The sequence below is a fragment of the Roseibium aggregatum genome (assembly GCF_014692675.1).
Taxonomy (GTDB): domain Bacteria; phylum Pseudomonadota; class Alphaproteobacteria; order Rhizobiales; family Stappiaceae; genus Roseibium; species Roseibium aggregatum_C.
The window spans coordinates 1-14,138 of the sequence record NZ_JABFCZ010000020.1; the positions used below are offsets into that span (position 1 = coordinate 1).

Annotated in this window: 16 protein-coding genes and 3 tRNA genes; 9 read left to right on the forward strand and 10 right to left on the reverse strand. The window is 63.2% G+C overall.

All coding sequences use genetic code 11. The annotated features are described in order from the left end of the window. The 3 genes from HK439_RS17555 to HK439_RS17565 form a co-directional block, all read right to left on the reverse strand. On the reverse strand, positions 1-124 hold a 124-nt coding region (locus HK439_RS17555), incomplete at its 3' end, for a GTP-binding protein (protein WP_235987997.1). A 166-nt stretch (positions 125-290) separates the two neighbouring features. After that, a tRNA-Gly gene (locus tag HK439_RS17560) sits at positions 291-364 on the reverse strand. A 22-nt stretch (positions 365-386) separates the two neighbouring features. Beyond that, a tRNA-Tyr gene (locus HK439_RS17565) sits at positions 387-471 on the reverse strand. Positions 472-835: 364 nt separating this feature from the next. Here HK439_RS17565 and HK439_RS17570 point away from each other — a divergent pair. Further along, positions 836-1,288, forward strand: coding sequence for a MarR family winged helix-turn-helix transcriptional regulator (locus HK439_RS17570; protein WP_190292823.1), 453 nt, complete (start codon positions 836-838; stop codon positions 1,286-1,288). Positions 1,289-1,322: 34 nt separating this feature from the next. Beyond that, positions 1,323-1,820 (forward strand): PaaI family thioesterase, encoded by a 498-nt coding sequence (locus HK439_RS17575; RefSeq protein ID WP_190292824.1) that lies wholly within the window; start codon positions 1,323-1,325, stop codon positions 1,818-1,820. Between the two features lie 36 nt (positions 1,821-1,856). On the opposite strand, the gene HK439_RS17580 is transcribed toward HK439_RS17575, so the two are convergent. Beyond that, the gene (locus tag HK439_RS17580) at positions 1,857-2,333 is read right to left on the reverse strand and encodes a BA14K family protein (protein WP_209011910.1); all 477 of its coding nucleotides are present in this window, start codon (positions 2,331-2,333) and stop codon (positions 1,857-1,859) included. A 225-nt stretch (positions 2,334-2,558) separates the two neighbouring features. Between HK439_RS17580 and HK439_RS17585 the strand changes: the two genes are divergently transcribed. The 3 genes from HK439_RS17585 to HK439_RS17595 are packed head-to-tail and all read left to right on the forward strand — an operon-like array spanning position 2,559 to position 5,016. Further along, positions 2,559-3,413 (forward strand): sterol desaturase family protein, encoded by an 855-nt coding sequence (locus HK439_RS17585; RefSeq protein WP_190292825.1) that lies wholly within the window; start codon positions 2,559-2,561, stop codon positions 3,411-3,413. Continuing rightward, positions 3,410-4,156: a DUF1499 domain-containing protein gene (locus HK439_RS17590; protein WP_190292826.1), complete on the forward strand. Its 747-nt coding sequence runs from the start codon at positions 3,410-3,412 to the stop codon at positions 4,154-4,156. Before HK439_RS17585 ends, HK439_RS17590 begins: the two co-directional genes overlap by 4 nt. A gap of 41 nt (positions 4,157-4,197) precedes the next feature. Continuing rightward, positions 4,198-5,016 (forward strand): TrmH family RNA methyltransferase, encoded by an 819-nt coding sequence (locus HK439_RS17595; protein WP_190292827.1) that lies wholly within the window; start codon positions 4,198-4,200, stop codon positions 5,014-5,016. Between the two features lie 15 nt (positions 5,017-5,031). On the opposite strand, the gene HK439_RS17600 is transcribed toward HK439_RS17595, so the two are convergent. Both HK439_RS17600 and HK439_RS17605 read right to left on the reverse strand, forming a co-directional pair. Continuing rightward, positions 5,032-5,568, reverse strand: a complete 537-nt coding sequence (locus HK439_RS17600; RefSeq protein ID WP_190292828.1) for a hypothetical protein — start codon at positions 5,566-5,568, stop codon at positions 5,032-5,034. 274 nt (positions 5,569-5,842) lie between these two features. Beyond that, positions 5,843-6,157 carry an antibiotic biosynthesis monooxygenase family protein gene (locus HK439_RS17605; RefSeq protein ID WP_190292829.1) on the reverse strand — a complete coding sequence of 105 codons (315 nt, stop codon included), beginning with the start codon at positions 6,155-6,157 and terminating at the stop codon, positions 5,843-5,845. A gap of 339 nt (positions 6,158-6,496) precedes the next feature. On the opposite strand from HK439_RS17605, the gene HK439_RS17610 reads away from it, so the two are divergent. Further along, positions 6,497-6,572, forward strand: a tRNA-Thr gene (locus HK439_RS17610). 91 nt (positions 6,573-6,663) lie between these two features. Here the strand turns inward: HK439_RS17610 and HK439_RS17615 are convergent. The 3 genes from HK439_RS17615 to HK439_RS17625 form a co-directional block, all read right to left on the reverse strand. Then, positions 6,664-7,536 carry a nitrilase-related carbon-nitrogen hydrolase gene (locus HK439_RS17615; RefSeq protein ID WP_190292830.1) on the reverse strand — a complete coding sequence of 291 codons (873 nt, stop codon included), beginning with the start codon at positions 7,534-7,536 and terminating at the stop codon, positions 6,664-6,666. Between the two features lie 30 nt (positions 7,537-7,566). Then, on the reverse strand, positions 7,567-8,850 hold the full coding sequence (locus HK439_RS17620) for a M24 family metallopeptidase (protein WP_190292831.1): 1,284 nt from the start codon (positions 8,848-8,850) through the stop codon (positions 7,567-7,569). Positions 8,851-9,139: 289 nt separating this feature from the next. After that, a complete protein-coding gene (locus HK439_RS17625; RefSeq protein ID WP_190292832.1) occupies positions 9,140-10,015 on the reverse strand; it encodes a hypothetical protein in 876 nt (291 codons plus the stop codon). Between the two features lie 394 nt (positions 10,016-10,409). Here HK439_RS17625 and HK439_RS17630 point away from each other — a divergent pair, with 394 nt between their 5' ends. Next, positions 10,410-11,264 carry a LysR family transcriptional regulator gene (locus HK439_RS17630; RefSeq protein ID WP_190292833.1) on the forward strand — a complete coding sequence of 285 codons (855 nt, stop codon included), beginning with the start codon at positions 10,410-10,412 and terminating at the stop codon, positions 11,262-11,264. A 1-nt stretch (position 11,265) separates the two neighbouring features. Here the strand turns inward: HK439_RS17630 and HK439_RS17635 are convergent, their stop codons facing one another. Further along, positions 11,266-11,826, reverse strand: coding sequence for a tautomerase family protein (locus HK439_RS17635; RefSeq protein WP_190292834.1), 561 nt, complete (start codon positions 11,824-11,826; stop codon positions 11,266-11,268). A 103-nt stretch (positions 11,827-11,929) separates the two neighbouring features. On the opposite strand from HK439_RS17635, the gene HK439_RS17640 reads away from it, so the two are divergent. Both HK439_RS17640 and HK439_RS17645 read left to right on the forward strand, forming a co-directional pair. Continuing rightward, positions 11,930-12,781 carry a GntR family transcriptional regulator gene (locus HK439_RS17640; protein WP_190292835.1) on the forward strand — a complete coding sequence of 284 codons (852 nt, stop codon included), beginning with the start codon at positions 11,930-11,932 and terminating at the stop codon, positions 12,779-12,781. A gap of 61 nt (positions 12,782-12,842) precedes the next feature. Next, on the forward strand, positions 12,843-14,075 hold the full coding sequence (locus HK439_RS17645) for an ABC transporter substrate-binding protein (protein WP_190292836.1): 1,233 nt from the start codon (positions 12,843-12,845) through the stop codon (positions 14,073-14,075). Positions 14,076-14,138 lie beyond the last annotated feature (63 nt).

Below are 14,138 nucleotides of genomic sequence, written 5' to 3' on the forward strand. Positions count from 1 at the left end.
CGCCGCCGGCTTCAGCCAGCGTCATCGTGATCGCAGCAGTCAGCGTGGTCTTGCCGTGGTCAACGTGCCCAATCGTGCCAATGTTGACGTGCGGCTTGTTACGCTCAAATTTTTCCTTCGCCATCGGCGTCGCTCTCTGTCCAATACGTGTAATCGTTAAAGGCTCGAGGCGGGACGCTTTCCGGCGCTTTGGACGTATCCGCGGACGACGAATTGCTTCCCGTATGTTCTGTTCAGGATTTCCGGGCGAAAGCAGCTTCCGTTCCGGACACTCCGATCAGCACCCATGATGGAGCGGGTGAAGGGAATCGAACCCTCGTCGTCAGCTTGGAAGGCTGCTGCTCTACCATTGAGCTACACCCGCGCACCGGAGGTCTGCCGGACGATGGTGGAGGAGGTTGGATTCGAACCAACGTAGGCATAGCCAACGGATTTACAGTCCGTCCCCTTTAGCCACTCGGGCACTCCTCCATCTCGTCCTGCTTCACGCCGAAGCGGTCAGGATGGCTTCACGAAGAGCCCGCCCGGAAGGACGAGCAATCCCGTGGCGCGTGTTATGCAGATGACGGGTAGTGGTGTCAACGCCGATTTTCAGAACATTTCGAAAATTTCCCAACTTTGCCCCTCCCGCCCCCTCTGCCTCGTCAGATGAGCGCTTCGAGCGGGGAATTTATCTTTGTTTGCAGTCAATTGCCGTCTGGCACCCATGGAGAAATCCGGGAGAATTCCGCAGTTTACATCCAGTCCGGCAGGAATCCGCCGCAATAGAAGTGTTGTAGCTGCAACATTATCGTTGTATATGCAACACAATCAGACACCCGGAGACCCGCACCCGATGGATATTGAATGGATGGGCCGCGTTTGCCTGGCGCACGCCGCCCGGCGGACCGCCAATCTGGTGACCCGCCACTACAACCGCTACCTGGCGCCGCTGAACCTGGAAGTCACCCAGGCGGTCCTGCTCGGCGTGATCGGTTCCGGCCGGGCGAACTCCTTGAGCGACCTTGCCCGCCTGATGGGCATCGAACGCTCCACCCTCCAGCGCAATCTGCATCCGCTGGAGCAGGCAGGCCTGGTCCGCAGACACAAAAAAGGCCCGAAGCAGGTCGTCCCGGAACTGACCCGGCAGGGTGAGGAAAGTCTGGCGGACGCCTATGAAGCCTGGCAGCAGGCGCAGAACAGCCTGACCGACATGCTCGAAACGCCGGACGAAGACGCAATCCGCGCCCATCTGTCGGCGCTGCGCAAAGCCGTTCACCGCGCCGAAGCGGTCACACCCGGCGAATGAATCCAGTCACAAGGAAAACAGGGACATGTCACTCATGAACGAAACACAGACCGCCGGCAGCAGTCCGAATCTCGGAGCCCTGCCCCGCGACCGCATCGCCCGGATGACCGGCGTGGAAATATTCGAAGAAATGCTCGCCGGCCGCCTGCCCGCGCCACCGATCATGGTCACCATGGAAATGGGACTGCGGGAAGCCGAACGCGGACGCGCCGTCTTCACCGGCACGCCGTCGGCGGCTCACATGAACCCGCAGGGCACCGTTCATGGCGGCTGGATCTCCACGATCCTCGATTCGGCCCTGACGTGCGCCATCCATACCGACCTTGAAGCCGGCGAACTCTGCACGACCACGTCGCTCACGGTGAATATGGTCCGTCCGCTGATGCCCGGTGCCGGCGAGGTCCGCTGCGAGGGCCGTATGGTCCACCGGGGCCGGCGGCTCGCAACGGCCGAAGGCAGCCTGGTCGATGCCAACGGCAAGCTGATCGCCCACGGGACGGCCAACTGCATGATTTTCGGGATCGGCCAGTAAACCGGCCGATCCACCGTCAGGCCACCCGGCCAGGACTTACTGGCAGAAGCGTTTCTGACCGCCGTAAGTCGTGTAGTAGCCCGTGTTCGGGTCGAACGACCGGTACTTGCTGCGGCAGTAATCGTACCAGGCAGGCGACCACGGCTCCAGGCCGCCGCCGCGCTGCGGCCGCGGCGCGTTCCGCCGCGCCATGCAGTCATTATAGGCCCGCTTATAGGCACGGTTCCATTCGACCGAGGACTTGCCCGCACCGGCTGCGGCGCCGACACCGCCGCCGATGGCCGCGCCCCGGCCCCAGCTGCCGGTAACCGAGCCGATCACTCCGCCGACAACGGCGCCGCCGACGGCGCCGCCGACCACATTGTTTCCTGTGCGCGTGTTCCGGTTGGCGTAGTCGCGGGCGTAACTGTCGCAGGAGGCATGTGACTGTGCCGAAGCCTGGGCGGCCATCATGGCCGATCCGCTCAGCCCCAGAACGATTGCCAGTGCCGCATTCCGAATAAGTCTGGTCATGATGTCACCTCGTTTAAGGGTCCCTGTCATTAACGGAAGTCTATCGCCAATGGTTCCATCGGCACTTTGATATCGCGCAAATGCGACAAAATCCTGCTGACACGATCTCACGCCGGCCGATTGGCATCCGGCCGGCTTTCCTCGTATATATATCGAAATTTGAATTTAAGCCGGTGCCCCAAAGGCGCCGGCAGGCGGACAAGACCGGACCAGATGCCAGATCAGATGACAGAAACCCTGCTCGCGAACGAACCCCTGATTCGCATCGTCTTCTTCCTCGGCGTTCTGATTGTCATGGCCATCTGGGAAGCCGCGTCTCCCCGTCGCCGGCGGGAGATCCCGCGGGTGATCCGCTGGACCAACAACATCGGCGTGGTGCTGCTCGACAGTTTCCTGGTCCGGCTGACCTTCCCGATCGTCGCCGTCGGGCTGGCGCTTCTGGCCGCTGAGCGCGGCTGGGGCCTGTTCAACATCTTCCAGGCACCCGCCTGGCTTGCCATCACGGTGTCCGTCGTCGCGCTCGATCTGGCGATCTACCTGCAGCACGTCATGTTTCATGCCGTACCCGCCCTGTGGCGGCTGCACCGGATGCACCATGCGGATCTGGAAATCGACGTGACCACGGGCCTGCGCTTTCACCCGGTGGAAATCCTGTTGTCCATGGGGATCAAGCTGGCGGTCGTCGCCGTTCTCGGCCCGCCCGCCGTCGCCGTCCTCATCTTCGAGGTCCTCTTGAACGCCACCGCCATGTTCAACCATTCCAATGTGAAGCTTCCCGAGAACGTCGACCGGGTTCTCAGGCTCCTGGTCGTGACGCCCGACATGCACCGGGTCCATCACTCCATTCACCCGGCGGAGACCAACAGCAACTTCGGCTTCAATCTGCCCTGGTGGGACCGGCTGCTCGGCACCTACACCGCCCAGCCGCGCGACGGCCATGAAGGCATGACCATCGGCATCGAACAGTTCCGGACCGTCCGTGACCTGTGGCTCGACCGCATGCTGATCCAGCCCCTGCGCGGACCGGCCAGCGGCTACGCGATCAACCGCGAACAAACCTACAAGAAAGAAGAAGAATGACCGGCCAAAGCTCCACCCCTGCACGCAAGCCCTTCTCCAGGATCGCCGTGATCGGCTTTCTGGGATCCCTCATCGGCATTGGCCTGTTCGCCGCCTCGGTGATCGGCTATCGAAGCGGCACCTGGTTCGTGGCCGAGGTCATGAACCTTGCAGAGTGGGCCGTCTACGCATCCGCCGTCGGCTGCCTACTGTCGCTTGCCGGCCTTGTCATCTCTCGCCCCGAAGGCGGCCGGCGCGGCCTGATCATCAGCCTCCTGGGACTTGTCCTCAGCGCCCCGCTGCTCGGGATGACCGCCCGCTTCGACTACGCGGCACGGGCCTATCCGCCGATCAACGACATCACTACCGACCGGCAAGATCCGCCGGTCTTCTGGGACATGCCCAACCCGATCGACTATCCCGGCGGCGCGACCGCCGAGCTGCAGCAGACGGCCTATCCGGATCTGGCGCCGCTGACCCTGGCAACGTCACCCGAGAAGACCTATGCGCACGCCCTTAATATCGTGAAAGGCCGCGGCTGGGAGATCGTCGCCGATGTGCCCGACGAGGGGCGGATCGAGGCGGTTGCCAGTTCGCTGGTCTTTGGGTTCAAGGACGAAATCGTCATCCGCATTCAGGAAGACGGCGACGGCTCCCTCGTCGACATGCGCTCCCGCTCCCGGGTCGGGCGCATCGACCGCGGCGTCAACGCAAAACGCATCCGCGCGTTTCTGAAGGATCTGAAACAGGCGTCGGAAGGTTAGAACATCTTCCCCGCCGCTCTTTTTAGAGTTAGGAGTGCGCCATGACCGATGACACTCCCAACCGCCGACCCAAGCGTCCGTCTTCCAAGGACGGCCGCCTCCCCTTTGCCAAGAAGAAGCCGGCACCGCGCCGGCCCGGCCTGCCGCCGGAAGGCCCGATCCTGCTTTACGGCATGCACACGGTGGAGGCCGCCTTCGCCAACCCGGACCGCAAGCGGCGCAAGCTCTTTGCCACCGAAAACGCCCAGCGCAGGTTGGACGAACGCGGCATCAGGATCGACGTGCCGGTCGAGACCGTGCAGCCGCGCCAGCTCGACCACATGGTCACAAGGGACGCCGTCCACCAGGGGGTGATCCTGGAAGCCGATCCCCTGCCCGCCTATGGCGTGAAGGAGCTGAAGGGCGCCCGGCTGGTGCTTGCGCTCGACCAGGTCACCGATCCGCATAACGTCGGCGCCATCCTGCGCTCTGCCGTCGCCCTTGACGCCGACGCGGTGGTCACCACCGAGCGCCACGCGCCCGAGGAAGGCCCGGTGCTCGCCAAATCCGCCAGCGGCGCGCTCGACATGATCAAGCATGTGCGGGTGAAGAACATGGCCCGCTTCATCACCGAAATGGGCGAACAGGGCTTTTTCAGTGTCGCCCTCGACAGCAACGGCGAGGCCTCGCTGGAGCAGACGGAGTTCGGCCCGAAGACGGTGCTGGTGCTGGGCTCGGAGGGAAAAGGCGTGCGCCAGGGCGTGCGCGAGGCTTGCGACAGTCTCGCCCGTCTCGACATGCCGGGCAAGATCCGTTCGCTGAACGTCTCCAACGCCGCCGTCCTCGCCCTCTACGTGGCGCGAACGAAAATGGGGCTTTGAGGCGAAGCGGCACGCTCAGTCCGCGACCGGCGAAAGCCCCTTCAAGGCCCGACCCGGTGGCATCGTGAGGGCGGCGTCCAATTCCTCTACCGTCGGCGATCCCACGTCCTTGTAAGGCTCAGCGCCGTAGGCAAGGTAGCTCCTGAAGCCAACCGCGCTTTCGGAAACGATCTCCTTCGGCGGCCCGTCAGCATCGGACCCGAACGTGTCGATCCGGCGCGGAAACACCTGCGCCTCGCCCGGCAGAAGATAGGCCATCAGATCGGCGGAACCGGCGGCGTTCGGAACAACGGAATAGCTGTACCCGGTAACCGTTACCAGGCGGTCGCTGTCATTGATGAGGATCGTCGCTGTCCGTCCGAAACGCCGGTCCGTGGGGACCGCCAGACGCGCCCCGTCCCGGCCATGATAGGTACCGCCGTAAAACAGGTCGCGGCGTTCAACGACGACATCGGCATTCTGCGAACGCACCACCACGACCGAAACCGGCGGCACCCGCAACAGCATCGGCGCAACGAAGGCCGCTGCGGCGACCAGAGCTCCCGCGGCCAAGATGAAAATGGATTTGCGCAGGAACACCGCATAGATGACCAGCGCAATCCCGGCGCCAGCAACGATCAGGGCAACGACTTCGCCGTATCTCGCACTTTCTTCAAGAATGCGGCTCCCTCCCCTTTTCTCCCTGCCGCCAACGCCGCAGGCTCCGCTCCCGGCAGAGCGGACAACGATAGAGCTTTAAGAGCAAAAACCCTCCCGGCGTCATTGGCAAGCACCGATTGAGGGCAGGGATCAATTGAAGGGACCGGCTCCGGAAGCCGTCTGGCGCCTACGCGCCCTCGACCGCCTCGAAGCCCTCGAACTCAGGATGGCCGGCATAAAGCCCCTTGTTGTCGCCCGCGTTCTTGTGGGCGTTCCGGAAATGCTCCGACTTCGTCCAGGCGATGAAATCGTCCTTGCTGGCCCAGATCGTGTGCGAGGCGTAAAGCACGGTGGAGCCGTCTTCCGCCTCCGGTCCCTTCATCAGGTGAAAGCTCTGAAAACCCGGCACCTTTTCCAGCTGGGAATCCCGGCTCTTCCAGACCTCCTCAAACGCGCTTTCCTGGCCCTTGTTCACCCGGAACCTGTTCATGGCAAGAAACATTCCGCACTCCCGTTCGTGGCTGTGTTCGTTTCGACCGCCGCCGGATCTATCGGCCCACAGGTCGGATCGCGGGGCATGTTAATAATATGACTAATTAATTCAAGTTTATTTCCCGTCGAAAGCGGACAGATGGGCGCACGGCGTCCTGTCGCGCCTGAGGCCGGCGGGGCCACATTGAAAAGAACGTTTTCCGCAAAAACGCGCCCTTCAACTATCCACAAACGGAGCGCCCCAAACACCCGGCTTTCCGCCGTTTGTTAGCTCGAAGATGGGATTTCGTGCCGCCTCATGCGAAAATCATGCACAAGCCGGATTTTTCTGCTAGAAGGCGGCTCATATGCCGGTATAGCTCAGCTGGTAGAGCATCTGATTTGTAATCAGGGGGTCGCGGGTTCGAATCCTGCTGCCGGCACCAGTTTTCTCAATAACTTTCAATATTTTAACACCATCCCGCCGCGGCCTTTCGCGTCTGGACATGGGGTATCTTGTGGGCCCCCTGCCGCCCCCTAATCGTCCCGGACCAGCGTCGGCACGCCGAGGTTTTCGATCAGGCGGGTGGTTTCGCGGTGGACCAACGCGATGTTGCTGTCGCGCACGGTGGGCAGCATCGCTCGGGCCTTGCGGGTGTCGGCATAGTCGAGCCGGGCGAAGATCAGTTCCTCGCCGTCCTCCGCCTCCGCCACGACGGTTCCGTAGGCATCGAGGATGCGCGAGCCACCCCAGAAATTGAGATCGCCTTCCCGGCCGATCCGGTTGGCCATGACCACCGGCGCGCCGTACATCATGGCGTAGAAGCGCAGCGTCGTTCCCCAGGAGCGGGGATTGTCGAACGTGCCGCCGACGGCCTCGCGGCCGCTGGAGATCGGGGCGACCAGCATGGTCGCCCCGTGCAGGAAGGCCAGGTGGGTCAGCGCGGGATTGTAAAGGTCCGCGCAGATCAGCAGCCCCATCGCCCAGTCCTCGCTCACCCGGTGGATGTCGACGAACCGGCCATGGGAATAATACTTCGTCTCCACCAGCCGGCCGTAGGAGGGAATGTTGATCTTGCGGTGGATGTAGCGCAGCGCCCCGTCCTTGTAGACGGCGGACGCATTGTAGAACTGCGCGGCCGGCCCCTCCTCGACGAAGCTGACCACGATTTCCATTTCCCCCGCCTCGCGGCTCAGCGCCTTGAGCCGTTCGTCCCGGGAATTCATGGTCACGTCGAGCAGGTTCTCGGCACCGTTATGGCCGACAAGGGAGAGTTCGGGAAACACCAGCATGTCCGCGCCGACCGCCCGCGCCCGCTCGATGAACATCAGATGCTTTTCCGCATTGGCGGCGATATCGCCGCTCACGCAGGCAAATTGCGCGGCCGCGACGGTCAGATAACGCGACATGGACACCTCCGGAAAAGCGACAGGAACGAGCTAGATTTCACGGTCAAGCAGAACGTCACTGTAGGGATAGCGGGACATTTTGGCGACGCCGTTTTCGGTGATCACCACCTGTTCCTCCAGCTTGACCCCGTCCATGGCATCGACCTCGCCGATATAGCTTTCCACCGACACCACCATGCCCGGCTCCAGCACGCCGTCCTTCGAATACTTGTCGAAGTCCCCCTGGTGCGCCACCAGCGGCGTTTCCCCGTGCAGGCCGACGCCGTGGATGATCGAGGGATAACGCCGGTCGTAGAAGCGCTCGGGAATCTTCCAGGCGCGTTCCGCCAGCTCCCGGTAGCTCAGGCCCGGCCGAAGCAGGTCCATGTTGAAATGGATCTGGTCGTAGGCCATCCGGTAGAGCTCCTTCTGATAGGCGCTCGGCCGGCCCGGCCCCACGTGGAAGGTGCGCGAGAAGTCGCAGTAGTAGCCGTGGCAGCCGATGGTGTCGGTGTCGAGCGCGATCAGTTCGCCGGGCCGAACGGGGCGTTCGCTCGCCTCGTTGAACCACGGGTTGGTGCGCGGGCCGGAATTGAGCAGCCGCGTCTCGATGAACTCGCCGCCCTGGCGGATGACGTTGCCATAAAGCACGGCGAAGAGTTCGTTTTCCGTCACGCCCGGTTTGATCGCCTGTTCCACTTCGTAGACGGCGGCCTCCGTTCCGGCGACGGACTGGGCGAGGCAGGCGATCTCCTCCGGCGTCTTGATCCGCCGGTAATGAAGCGTGTCCTGCATGCAGTCGACTGCATTGAGGCCCTCAGCCTCCAGCGAGCGGACCAGGTTCACCGCCGCCCGGTCGAGGCCGACCTTGGTGCCGCCACCGCCATGGGCCTTGACCAGCTCGGCGATCTCCGCGCCGAAGGGATCGGAGGAGACACCGTCGCGCTGGTTCACCGCCGACCAGACCACCTTCGACACCCGGTGCTCGTCGATGGTTTCCAGCCACATGGAGACATGCTCGCTGCCAGGATATTCGAACAGGATGATCGGCCCCTGTACCGGCACGTAGATATAGCGGGTGGAATTGCGCAGGAAATAGCCGAACATGTTGCGCGAGCCGGTGGCGTAACGCTGGTTGTTCGGGTCGAACAGGACGAGGGCCGCATAGTCCTCCTCCACCATCATCGCCCTGAGCCGCGCCAGCCGCCCGGCCCTCAGCCGCCTTGGATCGAAGGCCTGCGGAATCGGATCCGTATTGCCGGTCGGCGCCGACGGAATGATCGGGATCTCCTCCGGCTCGCGGTCTGTCAGGACATCGCTTTCAACAATGCTCATGAGGGTCTTTCCTCTTCATCTCCCGGCCAGTTCCATGGAGTGTGGCCGTATAAAATGTGTTCGTCGATGGCGGGGTTTGGCGATTAGCGCGCGCCTCTCACCCGCACAGTTGTCATCCCCGGCAAGCGAAGCGCGACCGGGGACCCAGTACGCCGTGTCCTCCCGGCTCAAGCAGCCGGCCTCACGGGTTACTGGATCCCGGCTCTCCGCTTCGCTGCGGCCGGGATGACAACTGAGGATCAGGCGCTTCCTTGCCTCATAATCTGCCATCATCCCCACCGCCAAACCCTCAATCCGCAAGGGCGTCGGTGCGCACGATCTCGCGCTTCAGCATCTCCTCGTGGATCGGCGCCATACGGCCGAAGATGGCCCGGGCGCGTTCCGGGCGGCCGATGAAGCCGGGTTCTCGGGCATAGGCAAAGATCACCGTGTGCCGTTCGCGCGGACCTTCCACCGGGCTGACCCGATGCAGCGAGTTGCGGCCGAAGAAGATCTGCAGGTCGCCCGGCGACAGTTCCAGGGTCTTCAATGCGCTGTGGTCGCCGTCGAGAATGCGCTGCACGCCCTCGAAATTCTCCCCCGCGGCACCGCGGATATTGGGCGCGTACTGGAAGATCCCGCCCCCCAGGGGCTTGCGCGTCTGCATCGACACGATGAAGTCGTTGCTGTCGAAATGCCAGGGATGCTGGCGGCCCTCCTTCAGCACATTGACCACGAGATCGGCAAGCGGATCGGCAAACTCGTGGATTTCAGGTTCACCCACCACCGCGGCGACGAAGGCCTTGAAGTCCGGATGGTGATAAAGCGTCCGGATGATCGTGTCGGACGCGATCCGGTCGCCGGCGACGAAACCGTTGGTGCGGTCGTCGAAGCGGTTCTTCGGATGCTCCGGCGGCAGCGACGGGTCGCCGGCGGAATTATACGGGTTGGTCTCCGTCTCGTTGATATGGGCATAAGGCGACAGCCGTTCGGTCTCCGCCTCGAGCTGCTTAAGCATCGACGGCGGCACGAAGTCCTTCAGCACCGCGCAGCCGTCTTCGGCCAGTTGCCGCCGGCACGCGTCTATCAGCGCCTGGCCTTCCGCTTCCTCCAGCCTATGAATGGGATACCGCCTGAGATCGATACAGTCCTCCAGGCCGACTGCAGCCGCTTCCATCTCGCTCATCCGGACCATCCTCCGTCTCGTGTTGCACGATTTGGAAAAAAGCGTAGTCGATCCGTATCGATGCGAGAAACGAGTTGTTGCTATTTCATCTATGAGGATCTGTAATGGATAAGATGCGACGGAAGAAGGTGAGGTTTCCTGCCGAAGCCGCCACTAATTCTGCCGTCATTCCAGACCGTGTGGCGCGCAAGCGCCTTCGCGAGATCTGGAATCCAACTGACAGCGCGAGCTTAGCGAGCTCCGCTTCCAATAGGAGTTGAGACGTGCCCGCGGCGCGGCTGATGTCTGGATTCCAGATCAGCGTTCGGCCAAGCCTCACTTGTCTGGAATGACGGGATAGGTACGGCTTTGCTCCACGCACAACAAACCCAATCCCGATTGACGGACCAACCCCATGGACAGCGATCTTCTCAAGGCCTTTGTGGCCGTGGCGGATACCGGCGGCTTCAGTGCCGCGGCCAAACTTCTGAACCGGACGCAATCCGCCGTCAGCCTGCAGATCAAGCGACTGGAGGAGCACATGGGCACGCCGCTGTTCGCGCGCACCAGCCGGACCGTGGCGCTGACACCGGCCGGGACCCGCCTTCTGCCTTATGCGCGCCAGCTGTTGCGGCTGCAGCAGGACGCCCATGCGGCCCTCTCCCGCGATCTCCCGCCCGAACGCATCCGCTTCGGCCTGACGGAGGAACACGCGGCAGCCTACCTGCCGGGCTTTCTCGCAACCCTCGCCGAGGCCTATCCCGAAGTCCAGGTCGAGGTCGTCTGCGACGTGTCCTCCGAATTGGTGGAGCGGTTCAAGGCCGGCAAGCTGGACCTGGTCCTGGCCGTGCGCCACCAGCCGACCAAGACCGGCCGCGTGCTGGGTGTGGAACCGATGATCTGGGTCGCCCGTGAGGACTTCGACTATTCGGAAGACATGGTGCTGCCGCTGGCGCTCAATCCGGACGGCTGCCTGTTCCGGGCTCATGCGCTTGCCGCCGTCGGCCGCATCGGGCGGGCGTGGCGCGAGCCCTATGTCAGCCAGTCGCCGACCGGCATCAACATCCCTGTCCGCTCGGGCCTTGCCATCACGGTCAAGACTCCGCGCAGCCTGCCGCCCGAGTGCTGCGACGTCGGCGCCCGGTTCGGTCTGCCCGCCCTCGGCCTTGCCGAAATCGAAATGCATGTGTCCCCTGCCCAGATCGGCGACGCCTTCCAGTACCTGGTCGACCTGGTCGACACCCAGTGCCGGCGCGGCACCGCCGGCTGATCTACCCGCGCGCGACTTCCGCCAGATCGTTCCAGACCATCTGCCGGGCGATCAGGTCGCCGGAAAATTCGAACCGGTCGATGAAGCGGATGCCGGCAAAGGCCTCGCCGTCAGGCCACTCGCCTGAAAGGGTGCCGTAGCAATAGACGATGCCGCCGTCTTCGCTCGCGCAGGTGTCGAAGCGCTCATAGGTCTTGGTCACGAACCGGTAGCGCGGTTTCGCCCAGGCGATCAGCTCCTCCAGCGTGGTGAACTCGGCAGCACCCGGAAAGGTCATCCTGAAATCCGGTGCCAGGAAGCTCTTCGCCTTCTCCAGGTCACGCGCCTCCATGGTTTCGAGGAAGTCGCGGATGCGAACGGCCGGATCTGGAGCCGCCTTACCAGGCAGCCGCGACTGCCCGCCGCGCATGTAGTTCGAAGGCTTCAATTCCTCGATGGCGACCGTGATTCCATCGAGCGGCGCGGCGATGGTGGTGCGCACCGCATCGGTCAGCGCCTTGCCGAGCCGCTGGCGGGTGTCGTCGGAATAGCCCTCGATCAGGGTGACGCGAATGACCGGCATGACCTCTTACTCCCTCGAAATAACCTGACGCTGATTCAATCGGGTTGACATAATGGTATAATGACATACCATTTAACAAATTCAATCGGCCGGGGGATAGGCGGTGAGCGCGAAAGCGGAGCAGATGGACAAGGCGACGGAGCCGGAACGCCGCTCCATGGGACGCCTCAATCCGTCCGGCCACGTCCCCCTCTATCACCAGATCTTCCTGATCCTCAGGAACCGCATCTACGGCGGCGACCTGTCGGAGGGTGACCTCGTCCCGGGCGAACAGGACCTGACCACCGAATTCGGCGTGTCCCGCATCACCGCCAAGCGGGCGCTCAATGAGCTGGCCGACGCCGGTCTCGTGGTGCGCGAGCGCGGCCGCGGCACCCGCGTCGTCAAGCGCCCCCCTGCCCCGGCGGTCACCTCCTCCATCGACGGCTGGCTGGAAAACATCTCCCTGATGGGCCTGGCGACAAAGGCCCAGGTGCTCGAGTTCGAATATGTGCCGGCGAGCGACGACATCACCCTGGCGCTGGAGCTTGAGCCCGGCACGGAAGTCCAGCGCGCCGTCCGCGTCCGCTGGCTCGATCAAGAGCCCATGTCCTATCTCGTCACCTACGTGCCGGCGGAAATCGGCCGCCAGTTCGAGCGCTCGGACCTGGACGTGAAGCCGCTGCTGCACCTGCTTGAACGCACCGGGGTCGACGTCAGCTCCGCCCGGCAGACGATTTCCGCAACGCTTGCGGATTCGGAAGTCGCCGGCGCGCTGTCCATCCACGCCGGCGCGCCCCTGATCGAGGTTCGCCGCGTGGTGTGCGACAGCCGGGAACGGCCGGTGGAATACATCCGGGTGCTTTACCGCCCCGATCTCTATCACTTCGAAATGTCCATGCGACGGGTCCGCGAGGAAAGCGGCCCGCGCTGGACGGCGACAACGACGCCATCGGTCCCGGCCGACGGCGGATAACAACATCCAGACGGGAAACCGGGAAACCACGACCTGATGAGGTCCAAAAGGGGAGGTCTTCATGACCGATGACAAGAAGTCGGCTGGCATTGTCCGCCGCGATTTTCTGAAAACGACCGGTGCTGCGGCACTCGGACTTGGTGTGACCGGATTTCCGGCGGTGCTGCGCGCCCAGCCGGCATCCGTCAAGGTCGGCCTGATCCATCCGGTCTCCGGCTTCATCGCCTTTTCCGGCAACCAGTGCCGCGAAGGCGCTCTGATGGCGATTGCCGACATCAACGCGGCCGGCGGCATCAAGTCCATGGGCGGCGCCCAGCTTGAAGCCATGCTCGGCGACAGCCAGGGCAAGCCCGACATCGGCGCCGCCGAAGTCGCCAAGATGACCGAAGCCGGCGTGAACAGCATCGTCGCCGGCTATGCCTCGTCCATTTCACTCGCCACCTCCCAGGAAGCGGCCAAGACCAACACCCCGCACGTGGTCGACGTCGGCGTGTCCGACAAGATCGTCACCCGCGGCCTGCCCAACACGTTCCGCTTCGGCCCGGGCTACGGCAAGATCGCCGAATTCGCCGTCGACAACCTGGACACGATCAACAAGGCCGCCGGTTCCCCGGCAAAGACGGCCATGATCATTCACGAGGAGTCGCTGTTCGGCACCGGCACCGCCAACCTGCTGTCGCAGAAGCTGCCTGAAAAGGGCATCGAGGTCATCGAGGTCATCAAGCACGCCAACCCGACCCGCGACTTCACCAACATCGTGCTGCAGATCAAGGCGAAGAAGCCCGACCTGATCATTCCGGCGAACTACTACAACGAATACGTCCTGCTCGCCCGCACCATGCGCCAGCAGCGTGTGGAGGCCAAGGGCATCTACTCGGTGCTCGGCGGAGCCGCGTCGAACTACAAGTTCGTCAAGGAATTCCCGGAAGCTGCCGAATACATCATGGATTGTAACCACTGGTTCAATCCGAAGTCGGACGTGGCGCTGCAGCGCAAGGCAGCCGCCGAAGCCAAGGGCCTCGTCTACACTTACGAGGTGTTCCTGGCCTACAACGCCGTCCTCGGCCTGGCGGATGCCTTCGAACGGGCTGGTTCCACCGACAAGGATGCCGTTAACGAGGCCCTGTCGACCTCGACCATGGACATGTCCTACATGCCCTACGGCCCGACCAAGATGGAAGGCGGCCAGAACCAGGGCGCCCAGCCGGTGAACACCCAGGTGCTCAACGGCGATATCGAGGTGATCTTCCCCAAGGAATTCGCGTCCGCCGACGCGGTATTTCCGATGAAATAAGAAGCATAGAACCTTCGACCTGGCGCCGGGCTCCCACTGCCCGGCGCATTTTCTCTTTGTTTG

Coding starts and splice junctions, on each gene's coding strand:
- HK439_RS17570 (WP_190292823.1), top strand. CDS start 836: ATGGATATTGAATGGATGGGCCGCGTTTGCCTGGCGCACGCCGCCCGG.
- HK439_RS17595 (WP_190292827.1), top strand. CDS start 4,198: ATGACCGATGACACTCCCAACCGCCGACCCAAGCGTCCGTCTTCCAAG.
- HK439_RS17645 (WP_190292836.1), top strand. CDS start 12,843: ATGACCGATGACAAGAAGTCGGCTGGCATTGTCCGCCGCGATTTTCTG.
- HK439_RS17630 (WP_190292833.1), top strand. CDS start 10,410: ATGGACAGCGATCTTCTCAAGGCCTTTGTGGCCGTGGCGGATACCGGC.
- HK439_RS17575 (WP_190292824.1), top strand. CDS start 1,323: ATGAACGAAACACAGACCGCCGGCAGCAGTCCGAATCTCGGAGCCCTG.
- HK439_RS17590 (WP_190292826.1), top strand. CDS start 3,410: ATGACCGGCCAAAGCTCCACCCCTGCACGCAAGCCCTTCTCCAGGATC.
- HK439_RS17580 (WP_209011910.1), bottom strand. CDS start 2,333: ATGACCAGACTTATTCGGAATGCGGCACTGGCAATCGTTCTGGGGCTG.
- HK439_RS17635 (WP_190292834.1), bottom strand. CDS start 11,826: ATGCCGGTCATTCGCGTCACCCTGATCGAGGGCTATTCCGACGACACC.
- HK439_RS17620 (WP_190292831.1), bottom strand. CDS start 8,850: ATGAGCATTGTTGAAAGCGATGTCCTGACAGACCGCGAGCCGGAGGAG.
- HK439_RS17625 (WP_190292832.1), bottom strand. CDS start 10,015: ATGAGCGAGATGGAAGCGGCTGCAGTCGGCCTGGAGGACTGTATCGAT.
- HK439_RS17615 (WP_190292830.1), bottom strand. CDS start 7,536: ATGTCGCGTTATCTGACCGTCGCGGCCGCGCAATTTGCCTGCGTGAGC.
- HK439_RS17605 (WP_190292829.1), bottom strand. CDS start 6,157: ATGTTTCTTGCCATGAACAGGTTCCGGGTGAACAAGGGCCAGGAAAGC.
- HK439_RS17585 (WP_190292825.1), top strand. CDS start 2,559: ATGACAGAAACCCTGCTCGCGAACGAACCCCTGATTCGCATCGTCTTC.